16 protein-coding genes are annotated in these 15,020 nt (G+C 60.7%); 12 read left to right on the forward strand and 4 right to left on the reverse strand.

The features are described from left to right. Positions 1-167 precede the first annotated feature (167 nt). Both EGN72_RS17170 and EGN72_RS17175 read left to right on the forward strand, forming a co-directional pair. Positions 168-1,085, forward strand: coding sequence for a sulfite exporter TauE/SafE family protein (locus EGN72_RS17170; RefSeq protein WP_127050499.1), 918 nt, complete (start codon positions 168-170; stop codon positions 1,083-1,085). Then, complete coding sequence (locus EGN72_RS17175; RefSeq protein ID WP_127049833.1) at positions 1,082-1,855, forward strand: TIGR02186 family protein; 774 nt, start codon at positions 1,082-1,084, stop codon at positions 1,853-1,855. Before EGN72_RS17170 ends, EGN72_RS17175 begins: the two co-directional genes overlap by 4 nt. Positions 1,856-1,910: 55 nt before the next feature. On the opposite strand, the gene EGN72_RS17180 is transcribed toward EGN72_RS17175, so the two are convergent. The 4 genes from EGN72_RS17180 to EGN72_RS17195 all read right to left on the reverse strand — a co-directional run bounded on the left by EGN72_RS17180 (position 1,911) and on the right by EGN72_RS17195 (position 5,977). Beyond that, a complete protein-coding gene (locus EGN72_RS17180) occupies positions 1,911-3,563 on the reverse strand; it encodes a BCCT family transporter (RefSeq protein ID WP_127049835.1) in 1,653 nt (550 codons plus the stop codon). Positions 3,564-3,686: 123 nt separating this feature from the next. Further along, positions 3,687-4,997 carry an MATE family efflux transporter gene (locus EGN72_RS17185; protein ID WP_127049837.1) on the reverse strand — a complete coding sequence of 437 codons (1,311 nt, stop codon included), beginning with the start codon at positions 4,995-4,997 and terminating at the stop codon, positions 3,687-3,689. Positions 4,998-5,003: 6 nt separating this feature from the next. Next, entirely contained in the window at positions 5,004-5,546 is a 543-nt protein-coding gene (locus tag EGN72_RS17190) for a PaaI family thioesterase (protein WP_127049839.1), read from the reverse strand. Beyond that, a complete protein-coding gene (locus EGN72_RS17195; RefSeq protein ID WP_127049841.1) occupies positions 5,543-5,977 on the reverse strand; it encodes a PaaI family thioesterase in 435 nt (144 codons plus the stop codon). The genes EGN72_RS17190 and EGN72_RS17195 overlap by 4 nt, the downstream gene beginning before the upstream one ends. A gap of 132 nt (positions 5,978-6,109) precedes the next feature. Between EGN72_RS17195 and EGN72_RS17200 the strand changes: the two genes are divergently transcribed. The 10 genes from EGN72_RS17200 (at position 6,110) to EGN72_RS17245 (ending at position 14,945) form a co-directional block, all read left to right on the forward strand. Next, positions 6,110-6,475, forward strand: a complete 366-nt coding sequence (locus tag EGN72_RS17200; protein ID WP_127049843.1) for a MerR family DNA-binding transcriptional regulator — start codon at positions 6,110-6,112, stop codon at positions 6,473-6,475. A 158-nt stretch (positions 6,476-6,633) separates the two neighbouring features. Further along, the gene (locus EGN72_RS17205) at positions 6,634-7,056 is read left to right on the forward strand and encodes a MerR family DNA-binding transcriptional regulator (RefSeq protein ID WP_127049845.1); all 423 of its coding nucleotides are present in this window, start codon (positions 6,634-6,636) and stop codon (positions 7,054-7,056) included. A gap of 38 nt (positions 7,057-7,094) precedes the next feature. Further along, entirely contained in the window at positions 7,095-8,870 is a 1,776-nt protein-coding gene (locus tag EGN72_RS17210; protein ID WP_127049847.1) for an acyl-CoA dehydrogenase C-terminal domain-containing protein, read from the forward strand. A gap of 51 nt (positions 8,871-8,921) precedes the next feature. Continuing rightward, complete coding sequence (locus EGN72_RS17215) at positions 8,922-9,134, forward strand: hypothetical protein (protein ID WP_127049850.1); 213 nt, start codon at positions 8,922-8,924, stop codon at positions 9,132-9,134. Positions 9,135-9,409: 275 nt separating this feature from the next. Next, a complete protein-coding gene (locus tag EGN72_RS17220) occupies positions 9,410-10,051 on the forward strand; it encodes a glutathione S-transferase family protein (RefSeq protein ID WP_127049852.1) in 642 nt (213 codons plus the stop codon). 59 nt (positions 10,052-10,110) lie between these two features. Continuing rightward, positions 10,111-11,322, forward strand: coding sequence for an acetyl-CoA C-acetyltransferase (locus tag EGN72_RS17225; RefSeq protein WP_127049853.1), 1,212 nt, complete (start codon positions 10,111-10,113; stop codon positions 11,320-11,322). A gap of 27 nt (positions 11,323-11,349) precedes the next feature. Further along, on the forward strand, positions 11,350-11,826 hold the full coding sequence (locus tag EGN72_RS17230) for a cupin domain-containing protein (protein ID WP_127049855.1): 477 nt from the start codon (positions 11,350-11,352) through the stop codon (positions 11,824-11,826). Beyond that, a complete protein-coding gene (locus EGN72_RS17235; RefSeq protein WP_127049857.1) occupies positions 11,823-12,299 on the forward strand; it encodes a cupin domain-containing protein in 477 nt (158 codons plus the stop codon). Before EGN72_RS17230 ends, EGN72_RS17235 begins: the two co-directional genes overlap by 4 nt. Beyond that, on the forward strand, positions 12,289-12,744 hold the full coding sequence (locus EGN72_RS17240; protein WP_127049859.1) for a hypothetical protein: 456 nt from the start codon (positions 12,289-12,291) through the stop codon (positions 12,742-12,744). The genes EGN72_RS17235 and EGN72_RS17240 overlap by 11 nt, the downstream gene beginning before the upstream one ends. Continuing rightward, on the forward strand, positions 12,741-14,945 hold the full coding sequence (locus EGN72_RS17245) for an FAD-dependent oxidoreductase (protein WP_127049861.1): 2,205 nt from the start codon (positions 12,741-12,743) through the stop codon (positions 14,943-14,945). Before EGN72_RS17240 ends, EGN72_RS17245 begins: the two co-directional genes overlap by 4 nt. Positions 14,946-15,020 lie beyond the last annotated feature (75 nt).

Genomic DNA, 15,020 nt, shown 5'->3' on the forward strand with positions numbered 1-15,020 from the left:
AGGGGGAAATTGGGGCCAATGACGTCAGAGCGCCCCCCACGCCCTTAACAGGGTTTGACATCGCCCCACAAGCGGCGCAATTTCATCCAATGCCGACCCCGCCCGACTGCACCGCGTCATCGACGCATTGCGTTATTCGCCTGAAAACATTGCGTTGATTGCCCCTTATGCAGCTTTACCTGCCCATTGCTGAACTTTCAGTCAACGCCTTTGCCCTTTTGGGTTTGGGCGGCATTGTGGGGATACTGTCAGGCATGTTCGGCGTTGGCGGCGGGTTTATCATCACGCCGCTTCTGTTCTTCATGGGCATTCCCCCGGCGGTCGCCGTGGCGACCGGCGCCAACCTTGTTGTTGCCTCATCCGTGTCCGGGGTTTTGGCGCAGTTGAAACGCAAGGCGGTTGATTTCCGCATGGGGCTGGTGCTGCTGGTCGGTGGCCTTATCGGCTCGGCGCTTGGGATCTGGGTTTTTGCCTGGCTGACAACGCTGGGGCAGATCGACCTGTTTGTGCAGCTGTCTTATGTGCTGTTTCTCGGCCTGATCGGCGCGATGATGCTGAAGGAAAGCTTGGGCGCCTTGCTGCGGTCACGCAAACCCAACGCCCCGATCCGCCGCGCGCATGTGCATTATGCGGTGCATAAACTGCCGCTGAAAATGAAGTTTCGCGCCTCTGGCCTGTATATCTCGGTTATTCCGCCTATGCTGGCGGGGGCCTCGGTTGGCTTTTTGTCGGCCATCATGGGGGTAGGCGGCGGGTTCATCATGGTGCCTGCCATGATCTATCTGCTGGGGATGCCGACCAAGGTGGTTGTCGGCACATCGCTGTTTCAGATCATCTTTGTCACCGCGTTCACCACGGTAATGCATGCGGTCGCCAGCCAGACGGTTGATATGGTGCTGGCCCTATTGCTGATCATCGGCGGCGTGTTGGGCGCGCAGATCGGATCGCGGATCGGGGTGATGCTGCGGGCAGAGCAGTTGCGCGTTCTGCTGGCGCTGATGGTGCTGGCCGTGTGCTTGCGCATTGCCTTGGGCCTGCTGCTGACCCCGTCCGAGGTGTATTCCATCGCTTTGGGGGCACCATGATCCGCGCGCTTGCCCTGCTGCTGTTGCTTGCAAGCCCGGTGGCCGCGCAGGACGACCCGAGCGGCGAAACCATCGTGGCCGGGCTAAGCCAGAACCTTGTGGCGATTACCACGAATTTTTCCGGATCAGAGATTTTAATTTATGGCGCGGTGCGGCGCGAGGCCCCGATCCCTGATACCGCCCCGCTGGAAGTTGTTGTCACCGTGCAAGGCCCCTCTGGCCCGCTGGTGGTGCGGCGCAAGGAACGTAGGTTCGGCATCTGGATGAACACCGATGCCGTGACCATCAGCCGCGCGCCCAGCTTTTACGCCATCGCCTCCTCGGCCCCGCTGGAGGAGGCCTTGTCGGAAACCGAAAACCTGCGGCATCAGATCACCATCCCCCGCGCGATCCGGGCGGTCGGCATCGCCGCCGAGGCCGAGGATTCGCCGCTGTTTCTGGATGCGCTGATCCGGTTGCGCCGCGAGGAAGGCGATTACGCGCTGTCCGAATCGTCGGTGAAACTGCTGGAATCGACCCTGTTCCGCGCCGATATTGCCTTGCCCGCCAATTTGACCGAAGGCGATTACAAGGTGCGGCTGTTCATCACCCGGGATGGGGCCGTGATTGACAGCCATGAAGAGATTATCAAGGTCAACAAAGACGGGTTGGAACGTTGGATTCACAATCTGGCGCATGAACAGCCGCTGATCTATGGGCTGTTGTCGCTGGTTCTGGCGATTGCGGCAGGCTGGGGGGCCTCGGCCCTGTTTGGCTTGATCCGGCGCTGACCGGACAAAAGAAAAGCCCCGCAAGGCGCGGGGCTTTTTGTGGGTGCATCGCGGGTCAGGACACCGCGCGTTCGTTCATCAGGCCTTTGACGATGGCATAGCAGGCCGCCAGCAGCACGAAGGTGAAGGGCAATCCGGTCGAAACCGCCATCGCCTGCAAGGCCGCAAGCCCCCCGCCCAGCAGCAGCGCAATCGCAACCAAACCTTCGAACGAGGCCCAGAAGATACGCTGCGCCACCGGGGCATTGACCTTGCCGCCTGCCGCGATCGTATCAATCACCAAGCTGCCACTGTCGGACGAGGTGACAAAGAACACCACGACCAGAATGATCCCGATGAACGAGGTGATCGCGGTCAGCGGCAGTTGCGTCAACATCTGGAACAGTTTCAGCTCCAGCGCGGCGTCCTGCACCCCGGTAAAGCCATCGGCAACCAGTTGTTCAATCGCGGTGCCGCCCAGCGCGGTCATCCACAGCACCGACAGCACCGTGGGCACGATCAGCACTGCAATCAGGAATTCGCGCACGGTGCGCCCCCGGCTGACACGGGCGATGAACATGCCCACAAAGGGCGACCAGCTGATCCACCACGCCCAGTAAAAGGCCGTCCAGCCCGAGGCGAAATTGGCATCCTCACGCCCGAAGGGCATGGAAAGCGCGGGCAGATATTGGCCATAGGCGACCAGATTGGCGAAGAAATCCTTGACGATGGTCAGGGTCGGCCCGACCACGATGACAAAGACCAGCAGCAAAGCCGCCAGCGCGATGTTCAACTCTGACAGGATTTTCACACCGCCATCAAGGCCCCGCACCACCGAGACAATCGCGATCAGGGTGATGAAGACGATCAGGAAAATCAGCATCCCGTTCGACGTGCCAAAGCCAAAGAGGAAATCCAGCCCCGCCGCCGCTTGCTGCGCACCCACGCCAAGCGAGGTGGCAAGCCCGAAGATGGTGGCAAAAACCGCCAGAATATCTACGATATGCCCCGGCCAGCCCCAGATGCGTTCGCCGAAAATCGGGTAAAAGCAGCTGCGCAGGGTCAGCGGCAGGCCTTTGTTATAGGCGAACAAAGCCAAGGCCAGCGCCACCACGGCATAAATGGCCCAAGGGTGCAGGCCCCAGTGGAAAATCGTTGCCGCCATGCCCAGACGCTTTGCGCCTTCGATGTCGCCTGCGGCCCCGCCCAGCGGTGCCCAATCGGTGCGCATACCATCCTCGCCCACCGCAATCCCACCGAAGGCGGTGGAATAATGCGACATCGGCTCGGACACGCCATAAAACATCAGGCCAATGCCCATACCGGCGGCAAAGAGCATCGCGAACCAGCCGATATAGCCATAATCCGGCGTGGCCAAAGGCCCACCCAAGCGCACCTTGCCCAAGGGCGAGACGATCAGGAACAGGCACAACAGCACAAACACATTGCCCGACAGCAGGAAAAACCAGTCAAGGCTGCCCGTCAGACCATTGCGCAGCGCGGTGAACATCGGCTCCAGCTCGGTCTGGAACATCATCGTGGCAAAGGTAAAGGCCACGATGGCCAGCGCCGAAAGCGGGAACACCGGGTTGTGGATATCAAAGTCAAAGATCAGTTTGGTGGTGATATTGTCCTGACCAATCTCAAAATCAGTTTCGATCAGTTCTGTCTTGCCTTCCGGCTCGGGGATGGGTTCGACATCAGGTGTGTCGTTGGAATGGGATGTCATTGCTCCGTCCTTTTGCATTGTGTCTTGCAGCCCAAAGTCTGTGGCCATGGGCTGTGCGTCCAAGGGTCAAATCCGACCGCTTTGGCGGGAATGCGACATTTTGGCCGAGGTCACAAGGGGGGGTTAGCCCTGTTTGGCGCGGGCTTCGACCTTGGGCCATTGCCGCGCCATGGTGATGCCGCGCGTCAGGTTCAGCACCATGAGTGCCGCCCAAAGCCCGTGATTGCCCAGCAGCGGCAGCAACAAAAGCAACGCAAACGCATAGACCGCGACCGAGATCAGCATGGTTTGCCGCATCTCGCGCGTCAGGGTGGCGCCGATGAAAATGCCATCCAGCATCCAGGCCCAGACCCCGATGAGCGGTGCCGCGATAAGCCATGGCAGATAGTCGCGGGCGACCTGCTGCACCTGTGGCGCGGTGGTCATCAGATCAATGATCGCAGGCCCGGCCAGCAGGTAACACAGCGACAGGCAGGCCACCGCCCCCACGCCCCATTGCGTGCTGACAATCGCGGCCCGCCGCGCCGCCCGCACCGACCGCCCGCCAACCGCTTGGCCCACCAGCGCCTCGGCGGCAAAGGCGAAACCGTCCAGAAAGAAGGCCGCAACGGTCAGAAGCTGCATCAGGACCTGATTAGCGGCCAAGGTCACATCGCCCAGGCCCGCGCCAAAGAACAGAAAGCTGGTGAAGCTGAGTTGCAGCAGCACAGAGCGGATCATGATATCGCCATTCACCGAAGCCATTTGCGCCAGTGCCGCCGCATCGCGCAGCCGTGACAAGGCGGGGGCCAGTGCCGCACCAAAGGCGCTGCGGCACAGCCAAAGGCCAAGCGCCAGCCCCGACCATTCCGCCATCAGCGTGGCGATGGCAACGCCATTCACCCCCCAGCCAAGCCCCAGCACGAACCAGATATCCAGCGCGATGTTCACCCCGTTGATCCAGAGTTGCAGCACCAACACCGCGCGCGTCCGTTCTGTCGCGATCAGCCAGCCTGTCACAGCATAAAGCGCGATGGTTGCGGGCGCGCCCCAGATGCGGATTGACAGATACCCGCGCGCCAGTGTTTCCACCTCGGCGCTGCCCGGTGACAGCCACAGGGCGCCCCAGATGATCGGCACTTGCAGCAGGATGAAAACCAACCCCGCCGACGCCCCGATCAGCAAGGCCCGCAGCAAGATCGCCGTGGTTTCCGCCGCAGTCCCCGCCCCGATGGATTGCGCGGCAAGCCCGGTGGTGCCCATCCGCAGAAAGCCGAAAATCCAGTAGATCGACGACAGGATCACCGCGCCAAGCCCCACGGCCCCGATGGGGGCGGGCAGCCCGATTTGGCCCACCACCGCCGTATCGACCACGCCCAACAGCGGCACCGTCACATTCGCCAGCACGATGGGCACCGCCACCTGTAACACGCGGCTGTGGGAAATCTCGGTCATGCCACCTCAGGTCGCGAGCATATGGCTGGGGTCGGGTTCATCTTCGCGGCTGGGCATCAGGAAATGGCCGGTTGCCTGCGCGAAAAGCTTGGTCCGGTTGTCTTGCCATGCCTCGACATGCACGCTGGCATAGCGGCGGCCCGAACGGTTGATCCGCGCGCGGGCATAGGCATCGCGCGGCAGGCCCGAGCGCAGATAGTCGACCGTGAAATCAATGGTCTTTGGGAGGCGCAATTGGGCCATTGCCGCGGGGCTGCTGGGGTCAAGACGGCCTTGTTCCATATCTTCCCATAGCATCGACCAACTAAGTTCGATGATCGCGGCCACTTCCAGAAAAGCCGCCGTGGCCCCGCCATGCAGCGCAGGCAGCATTGGGTTGCCGATCAGCTTTTCGTCAAAGGGCAAAACCGCGGTCAGTTCATCGCCGCGACGGTCAAAGTGGATGCCCAGAAACTGGATATAGGGCACGCCATCGACAAGGCGGTGCAGGGCAGCATCGCGGCGCTGCTTGATAACTTGCACGGGTTCGGGGCGGGGGCGTTTGCTCATTTTGCGGACCCTTTTGCACGCTCTAGGGTAAAGGCACCGGTTGCGGTGGCGACCGGGCGATCGGTATCCTCATCCGTGGTGGTGACGCGGACAAAGGCGACCGAGCGGGTGACGTGGTAACATTCCGCACGCGCAGTGATCCGCTGGCCCGGTGTGGCGGGGCGCATGTAGTCGATGCGCAAGTCAATCGTGGCAGTGGCAACCGGCTGGCAAGGGTGGCACATCACCGCCGCCCCCGAGGCCGTATCCATCAGCGCCGATACCGCGCCGCCGTGAATAACCCCGGTCGCCGGATCACCGATAAAACGGGTGTCATAGGGCATTGCCACAACGGCCACGCCGTCCTTCAGCAGTTCCAACTCCATGCCCAAGGCACTGGAATGCGGCAAAGCCTCGATAAACTGGCGCACAAAGGTTCTTGGTTCCGTCATCTTTTGCCCCTCTGGTTTCGGCCCATGTTCCCCATTGCGCCGCAAGCTGCAACCCCTGCCCTGATTTGCGCAGCTATGCGATTGCAACGCAACGCGCATCGGCCTAGTCTTTTCGCGAGGGGGGAATGCGACATGCCAGACACACGCCTAAGCTTCAAAGAAATGTGCGCCAAGTTTGACGTGACGCCCAGAACCCTGCGCTATTACGAATATATCGAACTGCTGGAGCCTGAAAAAGAAGGCCGCGCGCGCTGGTATGGCCCGCGTGAAATTGCCCGCATGACCCTGATTCTGCGCGGCCGCCGCTTTGGTTTCAGCCTTGAGGAAATTCGGCAATGGCTGCTGATTTACCGCCAGAAAGGCACCAAACCGCAGATGCAGGCGTGGCTTGATCTGGCCGACCGCCAGCTTGCCGAACTGGATAAACAGCGCAAGGAACTGGATGTCGCCATCGCTGACTTGCGGGCGCTGCGCGATACGGCCGCGAAAGAAATCTAAACCCTTCCTTGGGATTTCTTGCTTAACATTACGTCAGCAAAACTCTGACGTGACGTTACAGTGACGTTAACGTCAATTCGTCTGGTAAGACTCGGTCAAGGCCCCCATCTGACCTAACGGAAAGGGCGCAATGCCCTGTTAGGCAAGTGAGAGTGACAATGACGACAGACACCACGATGACGATCCGCGAGATGTGCGATGCGTTCGACGTAACCCCGCGCACGCTGCGGTTTTATGAGGCCAAGGAACTGATCTTCCCCAAGCGCGAAGGCACCAAGCGTCTGTATAACCGCCGCGACCGCGCGCGGCTGAAGCTGATCCTGCGCGGCAAGCGCTTTGGTTTCAGTCTCGAAGATATCCGGCAATTGCTGGACATGTATGACCGCGAAGGCTCTGAGCGGTCGCAATACCTGACAACCTACAAGCTGGCGCAAGAGCGTCTGGCCCAGATGGAACAACAACGCGACGAGCTGATCGAGGCCATTGCCGAGTTGAAAGTCGAATTGAACGATGGCGCGGCCCTGTATGAAAGCTATGCCGCCGCCACCGAAACCCGATCCGCGACCCAATCCGCCGCCTGATCCAAAGGCGCACAGAACCGACCCAAGGGAGAGAACCGATGCCAATCTATAACGCCCCTGTCAAAGACATGCAGTTCCTGTTGCAGGATGTGCTGAAAGTCGCAGACTCCGACGTGCCGGGGTATGCGGATCTGGAAGCGGATTTCACCTCGGCGGTTCTGGAAGAAGCAGGCAAAGTGGCGCGCGACGTGCTGGCCCCGCTGAACGCCTCGGGCGATCAAGAGGGCTGCACGCTGGAAAACGGCGTTGTGCGCACGCCCAAAGGCTTCGACAAGGCCTTTGCCGCAATGAAAGAGGGCGGCTGGACCGCATTGGATTGCGACCCCGAATACGGCGGCCAAGGCCTGCCCTATCTGATGGGTTCGGCTGTGGGCGAAATTTTCGTTTCGGCCAATATGGCGTTCAACATGTATCAGGGCCTGACCCATGGGGCCTATTCTGCAATCCACGCACATGGCACCGATGAGCAAAAGGCCAAATATCTGCCCAAGATGGTCAGCTGTGACTGGACCGGCACCATGAACCTGACGGAACCGCATTGCGGCACCGATCTGGGCCTGATGCGCACCAAGGCGGAACCGCAGGCCGATGGCTCCTACGCCATTTCGGGGCAGAAGATCTTTATCTCGGCGGGGGAGCATGACCTGGCCGAAAACATCATCCATCTGGTGCTGGCCAAGGCCCCCGGCGGCGGCGAAGGCACCAAAGGGATCAGCCTGTTTATCGTGCCGAAGTTTCTGGTCAATGACGATGGCTCGCTGGGGGAACGCAACGGCGTGTCGGTCGGCTCTATCGAGCACAAGATGGGCATCCACGGCAACGCGACCTGCGTGATGAATTACGATGGCGCGAAAGGCTGGCTGCTTGGCGATCTGCACAAGGGCATGCGGGCGATGTTCACCATGATGAACGAGGCGCGTCTGGGTGTGGGCCTGCAAGGCTATGCCGTGGCCGAGGCTGCCTATCAAAACGCGGTGGCCTATGCCAAGGACCGTTTGCAGGGCCGCGCGGTCACGGGGGTTGAAAACCCCAATGGCCCGGCTGACCCGCTGATCGTGCACCCCGATATCCGCCGCAACCTGATGGATCAGAAAAGCTTTGTCGAAGGCGCGCGGGCCTTTACCTTCTGGGGCGCGCATCTGATCGACCGTTCCGTGCGGTTGGGGGATGCCGAGGCCGAAGGGCTGATTTCCCTGATGACCCCGGTGATCAAGGGTTTCCAGACCGACAAAGGCTTCGAGATGGCTGTGCAGGCGCAGCAGGTTTACGGAGGCCACGGCTATATCGAAGAATGGGGCATGAGCCAGTTCGTCCGTGATGCCCGTATCGCGCAGATCTATGAAGGCGCGAATGGCATTCAGGCGCTGGATCTGGTCGGCCGCAAACTGGCGCAGGATGGCGGCAAGCATGTGATGGCCTTCTTCGAGATGATCAAGGCTTTCATCAAGGAAAATCAAGATGATGCCCAGATGAAGCCCTTCACCGACCCGTTGAAAGCGGCGTCGAAGGATTTGCAGGCGGCGGGGATGTATTTCATGCAAAACGGCATGAAAAACCCCAATAACGCCCTGTCTGGCTCGTATGACTTCATGCATATGATGGGCCATGTCTGCCTTGGCCTGATGTGGGCGCGCATGGCCAAAGCGGCCTTTGCCGGGCTGGCCTCGGGCAGCGGGGATGCCGAATTCCTGAACGCCAAGATCGCGACAGGCCGCTATTACATGGCCCGCCACCTGCCCGCGACGGGGATGCACCTTGCCCGGATCGAATCCGGTGCCGAGAGCGTCATGGCACTGCCCGCAGAGGCGTTCTAAGGTAAGGTGGGCGGATCGCCCACCCTACACCCGTTTCCGCCGGAGAGTTCTATGCCCAAACGCTTTCGCCTGACCCGCCGCTTCCCGGTTGCCATGACCGAAGATGGCTATCGCCGTCTGAAGAAATTCGCGACCGACGCGGGGTTGGATGAAGGCGAAGCGCTGTCATTCCTGTTCGAAAACTTCAACTCGGTGATCGACGAAGACACACTGACCCACCGTTTGCGGCTGTTCAATTCGGAACTGGAGGCGCGAAAGAAATGACGTCTCGCTTAGCGAAAACCGATTTCAGGTATTTTTGCCAAGATGAAATAAAGCGAATGCGCCCCGGTTCAGGGGATCGGTCCAACCCATGTGAGCGCTTCACATCAAGACCGGGGCGACTTCACCTTGGGCGGTCATCGGCTCCTCAGCCTGTACCGCACCACTGACGATACGCCGGGATGGTTAACAAAACCTTCTTCATCTTGGCGAAAATACCTCACGGGGGTGCGGGGGTGTGAAACCCCCGCCCGGCCCATCAACAGGAGACCGATTGAATGAGTGCGAAACTCTATTGTTTTGGCGAAAGCGGCAATGCCTACAAGGCGGCGCTTGCCCTCACGCTGGCCGAGATGGATTGGGAGCCTGTCTTCGTTGATTTCTTCAACGGTGAAACCCGCAGCCCTGCCTTTCGCGAGATCAACGAGATGGGTGAGGTGCCGGTTCTGGTTGATGGCGATACCACGCTCAGCCAATCGGCGGTGATCCTCGATTACATCAGTTCCAAGACCGGCAAGCTTGGCGGGCGGTCTGCCGCCGAACGGCGCGATGTGTTGCGCTGGATGTTCTGGGACAATCACAAGCTGTCCGGCGTCGCCGGGCCGACGCGCTTTTTGATGAATTTCCTGCCGCCAGAAAAACGCCCCGCAGCGGTGATTGACTTCAATCAGGCACGCTTGAAATCCTCTTACAAAATCCTGAATGACCACCTCGCCGGTTCAGACTGGATCGTCGGGGATCAGGTGACGATCGCTGATTTGTCTTGCTGCGGCTATCTTTACTACCCTGAACCCTTCGGATTTGACCGCGCGGACTGGCCGCATATCAACCGCTGGCTGGACCAGATCGCCGCTTTGCCGGGGTGGAAGCATCCCTATGACATGATGCCCGGCCATCCTTCGGACCGGGCCACAGGCTGACGCAGCACAAGAAAAGCCCCCACCACTGCACCCATTTCTAAAGACCGGGAGACACCCAGATGACCGACGCTTATATCTACGACGCCCTCCGCTCCCCCCGCGGCAAAGGCCGCCCGGATGGCAGCCTGCATGAACTCACCTCGGTGGCGCTTTCGGCCAAGGTGCTGAATGCTGTGAAATCCCGCAACGGGCTGGAAGGCCATGCGGTCGAGGATGTGATCTGGGGCAATGTGACCCAAGTGGGTGAACAGGGCGGCTGCCTTGCGCGGTCGGCGGTTCTGGCCTCGGATCTTGACGAATCCATCCCTGGCCTTGCCATCAACCGTTTTTGCGCGTCGGGGATGGAGGCGGTGAACATTGCCGCCAATCAGGTGCGTGGCGGGGCGGGCATGGCCTATATCGCGGGTGGCGTGGAAATGATGGGCCGCGTGGCCATGGGCTCGGACGGGGCGGCGATTGCGGTCGACCCAAGCCTTGCCATGAAAACCTATTTCGTGCCGCAGGGCATTTCTGCCGATATCATCGCCACCGAATACGGCTTTACCCGCGATATGGCCGATGCTTTGGCCGTAGAAAGCCAGAAGCGCGCGGCGCAGGCCTGGGCTGAGAATCGTTTTGCCAAATCGGTGATCGAGATCAAGGATCAGAACGGGCTGACCATTCTGGACCGCGACGAATACATGCGCCCCGGCACCGATATGCAAAGCCTTGGCGGGCTGAAACCGGCCTTCAAGGATATGGGCGAGGTGATGCCCGGTTTCGACAAGATCGCGATGATGAAATACCCGCATCTGGCCCAGATCAACCACATCCACCACGCGGGCAACTCCAGTGGTATCGTGGATGGGGCCGCCGCTGTGCTGATCGGCAACAAGGAGTTTGGCGAGAAATACGGCCTGAAACCCCGCGCCCGCATTCGCGCCACCGCGAAAATCGGCACCGATCCCACGATCATGCTGACAGGGCCAGTGCCCGTGACGCAGAAAATTCTGGCCGATCATGGCATGGCAATTTCCGACATTGATCTGTTTGAGGTGAACGAGGCTTTTGCCAGCGTCGTGCTGCGCTTTCAGCAGGCGTTTGATGTCGATCCGGCCTTGGTCAACGTCAATGGCGGCTCCATCGCGATGGGGCACCCCTTGGGCGCGACAGGGGCGATCATCATCGGCACCTTGCTGGATGAGTTGGAGCGCGCCGACAAAGAGGTCGGGCTGGCCACGCTGTGCATCGCCTCGGGCATGGGGGCCGCAACGATCATCGAGCGGGTGTAACGGAACGCGGGAGGAGGAGGAAACCCGATGCCAAAGCTGGACCTGTCAAAACTGCCCGTCAGAACCGGGTCGATTTACCCCGAACCCTATGCCAGCCAGATGGCTGGCCGCTCCAGCCTGCGCTTGGGCGATGCGGGGGGGCTGACCCAGTTCGGGGCCAACCTTGTGACCTTGCAGCCGGGGGCGAAATCCAGCCTGCGGCATTGGCACCAGCATGAAGATGAGTTTGTGATGATCACGAAAGGCGAATGCACACTCGTGCAGGATGCCGGCCCCACCCTGATGCGCGCGGGGGATTGCGCGGCCTTTCCGGCGGGGGTGGCCGATGGGCATCATTTCATCAACCAGTCCGGCGCGGTGGCCGAATTTCTGGTGATCGGCACCAAGGCCGCGCATGAGGTAGCGACCTATTCCGATGTGGACCTGCGGGTGGAAATCACAGGGAAAACCGCCAACTTCACCCGCCGCGATGGCTCCCCCCTTGATCAAGGTGAAGGCGCATGACCAAGCTGGCGATCCCTGCACTGACGGAGGAGGCCGCCTATCGCCACCCGGTTCTGGGCGGCGGGCTTGGCCCCTATTCCTATGCGGTTCTGGGCGAATTGGGCGGGCTGACGCAGTTCGGCGCGCATCTTGAGGTGCTGCCGCCCGGCTCACGCTCCTCTTTCCGGCATTGGCACCGGGATGAGGATGAGTTCGTGATGATCCTGTCCGGTCAGGTCATGCTGATCGAGGACACGGAAACCGCGCTGGTCGCGGGGGATGTGGCGTGTTGGGCCAAAGGGGCGGGCCCCGCCCATTGCCTTGAAAACCGCAGCGAGGCAGAGGCGCGCTATCTGGTCATCGGCACGCGCGGGCAACTGGATGAAATCCACTACCCCGACCATGATCTGATCGCCGTAAAGGATGGCGCGGCACGGCACTATACCCATCTGGATGGCCGTCCGCGCCGCACGGGGGGCCAGAATGACGGATGACGCCAGCACCGTTCTGCAAACCTATCTGGACCACATCGCACAGGCGGTGATGGTGAATGACTGGGACACCTATCGTGCCGGTGTAGTGATGCCGTTCCATCTGGTCACGCATAGCGCGAATATCACCGTATCGACCGAGGCCGACCTGCGCGCCGGGTTTGACAGCTTCCGGCAAACCTTGGTGGTGCAGCGCGTCACCGATTTCATCCGTCTGGTGGAAAGTGCCAAGCAGGTCGACAAGGACCTGATCAGCGGCAGCTATACCACGCATCTTTTGTCGGGTGGGCATCGCCTGCTTGATCCCTATACCTCACAGATCACGCTGCGCCGCCAAGACGGTATCTGGCGCGCGGCCTCTATCACCAACGCTTTGGCAAATTCGCGCTGGCCGCTGTTGCTGCACAGCCAGCCCCTTAGTTCCCCTGAAGAAGGACCGAAAACATGACTGATTTCACCTATTCCGTCGATGCAGATGGTGTCGCAACCATAGCTTGGGATACCGTTGGCAAATCCATGAATGTGATGTCGCAAGAGGCGTTTCTGACCATGGATGGCATGGTTGACAAAGCGCTTGCCGATGCGGCTGTCAAAGGCATCATCATCACCTCGGCGAAAAAGGATTTCGCGGGCGGGATGGATTTGAACGTCATCGCCAAGATGAAAGAAGACGGTGGCGACGACCCGGCCAAGTCGGTGTTTGAAGGTGTGATGGGCATGCATGCCATTCTGCGCAAGATCGAACGCGCGGGCATGGACCCGAAAACCCTGAAAGGCGGCAAGCCGATTGTGGCCGCCCTGCCCGGCACTGCCCTTGGCATCGGCTTGGAAATTCCGCTGTCCTGCCACCGCATCATTGCCGCCGACAATCCGCGCGCCAAGATCGGCCTGCCGGAAATCATGGTCGGCATTTTCCCCGGCGCGGGCGGCACCACCCGGCTTGTGCGCAAAATGGGCGCGATGATGGCCGCCCCCTTCCTGCTGGAAGGCAAGCTTTCCGACCCCAAAGCCGCCAAGGCCGCCGGGATCATTGATGAGGTTGTCGCCCCCGAAGATCTGCTGACCCGCGCCAAGGAATGGGTGCTGGGCGCGAAGGATGCCGATCTGGTCAAGCCTTGGGATGCCAAGGGCTACAAGATGCCCGGCGGTGCCCCCTATCACCCGGCGGGATTCATGACCTTCGTGGGGGCCTCGGCCATGGTTCACAGCAAGACCATGGGTGTCTATCCTGCCGCCAAGGCGCTGCTGTCTGCCGTTTACGAAGGTGCGATGGTGCCCTTTGACACCGCGCTGAAGATCGAGGCGCGCTGGTTCACATCCGTGCTGATGAATCCTTCGTCCAGCGCCATGATCCGCAGCTTGTTCATCAACAAGGAAGCGCTGGAAAAGGGTGCCGTGCGCCCCGCAGGCGTGCCGGATCAAAGCGTCAAGAAAGTTGGCGTCATTGGCGCCGGCATGATGGGGGCGGGCATTGCCTATGTCTCGGCCAATGCCGGGATTGAGGTGGTGCTGATCGACGCCGCGCAAGAGGCAGCGGATCGCGGCAAATCCTATTCCGCAGGTATTCTGGACAAAGGCATCGCCCGCAAGAAAGTGACCGAGGAGAAGAAAGCCGAAATCTTGGGCCGCATCACCGCCACCACCGATTACGCCGCCCTTGCAGGCTGCGATCTGATCGTCGAGGCGGTGTTTGAGGATATGGGCGTGAAGGCCGAAGTAACCAAGAAGGTCGAGGCGGTGGTTGGCCCCGATTGCATCTTTGCCACCAACACCTCTACCCTGCCGATCACCGATCTGGCCAAGGCCAGCGCACGGCCCGCGCAGTTCATCGGCATCCATTTCTTTAGCCCCGTCGACAAGATGCTGCTGGTCGAAACCATCCGCGGCAAGGAAACCGGCGACCGCGCGGTGGCCAAGGCGCTGGATTTCATCCGGCAAATCCGCAAGACCCCGATCGTGGTCAATGACGCCCGCTTCTTCTATGCCAACCGCTGCATCATTCCCTATATCAACGAAGGCATCCGCATGGTCGCCGAAGGGGTGGAACCGGTGCTGATCGAGAACGCGGCCAAGTTGGTCGGCATGCCCTTGGGGCCGCTGCAACTGGTCGATGAAACTTCGATTGATCTGGGGGTCAAGATCGCCAAGGCGACCAAGCTGGCGATGGGTGATGCCTATCCCGACAGCGCGGTGGATGCGGTTCTGTTCGCGATGGCCGATCAAGGGCGCTTGGGCAAGAAATCCAATGCGGGGTTCTACAGCTATGATGACAAGGGCAAGCGCCTTGGCCTGTGGGACGGGCTGGAAGCCGCCTATCCGCTGGCAGAGGCGCAACCCGATGTCGGCCATGTGCAGCAACGCCTGCTGATGGCGCAGGTGCTGGAGGCGGTGCGCGCGCTGGAGGATGGCGTGCTGATGGATATCCGCGAAGGCGATGTCGGCGCGATTCTGGGCTGGGGCTTTGCGCCTTGGTCTGGTGGCCCGCTGTCATGGCTGGATATGATCGGTGCGGCCCGCGCGGTGGAAATCTGCGACGCGCTGACCGCCCAATACGGCCCGCGCTTCACCACCCCTGCCCTGCTGCGGGATATGGCCGAGAAAGGCGAAACCTTCTACACCCGCTTCGCGCCACAAAAGAAAGCCGCCTGAGAAGGCGGGAAGCCGGTCAAAACGCAGCCCCGGTCCTTGCAAAAGGGCCGGGGCTTTTTTGTTTGATGAGCCTAA

This window comes from Pseudorhodobacter sp. E13, assembly GCF_003991405.1.
Taxonomy (GTDB): Bacteria; Pseudomonadota; Alphaproteobacteria; order Rhodobacterales; family Rhodobacteraceae; genus Pseudorhodobacter.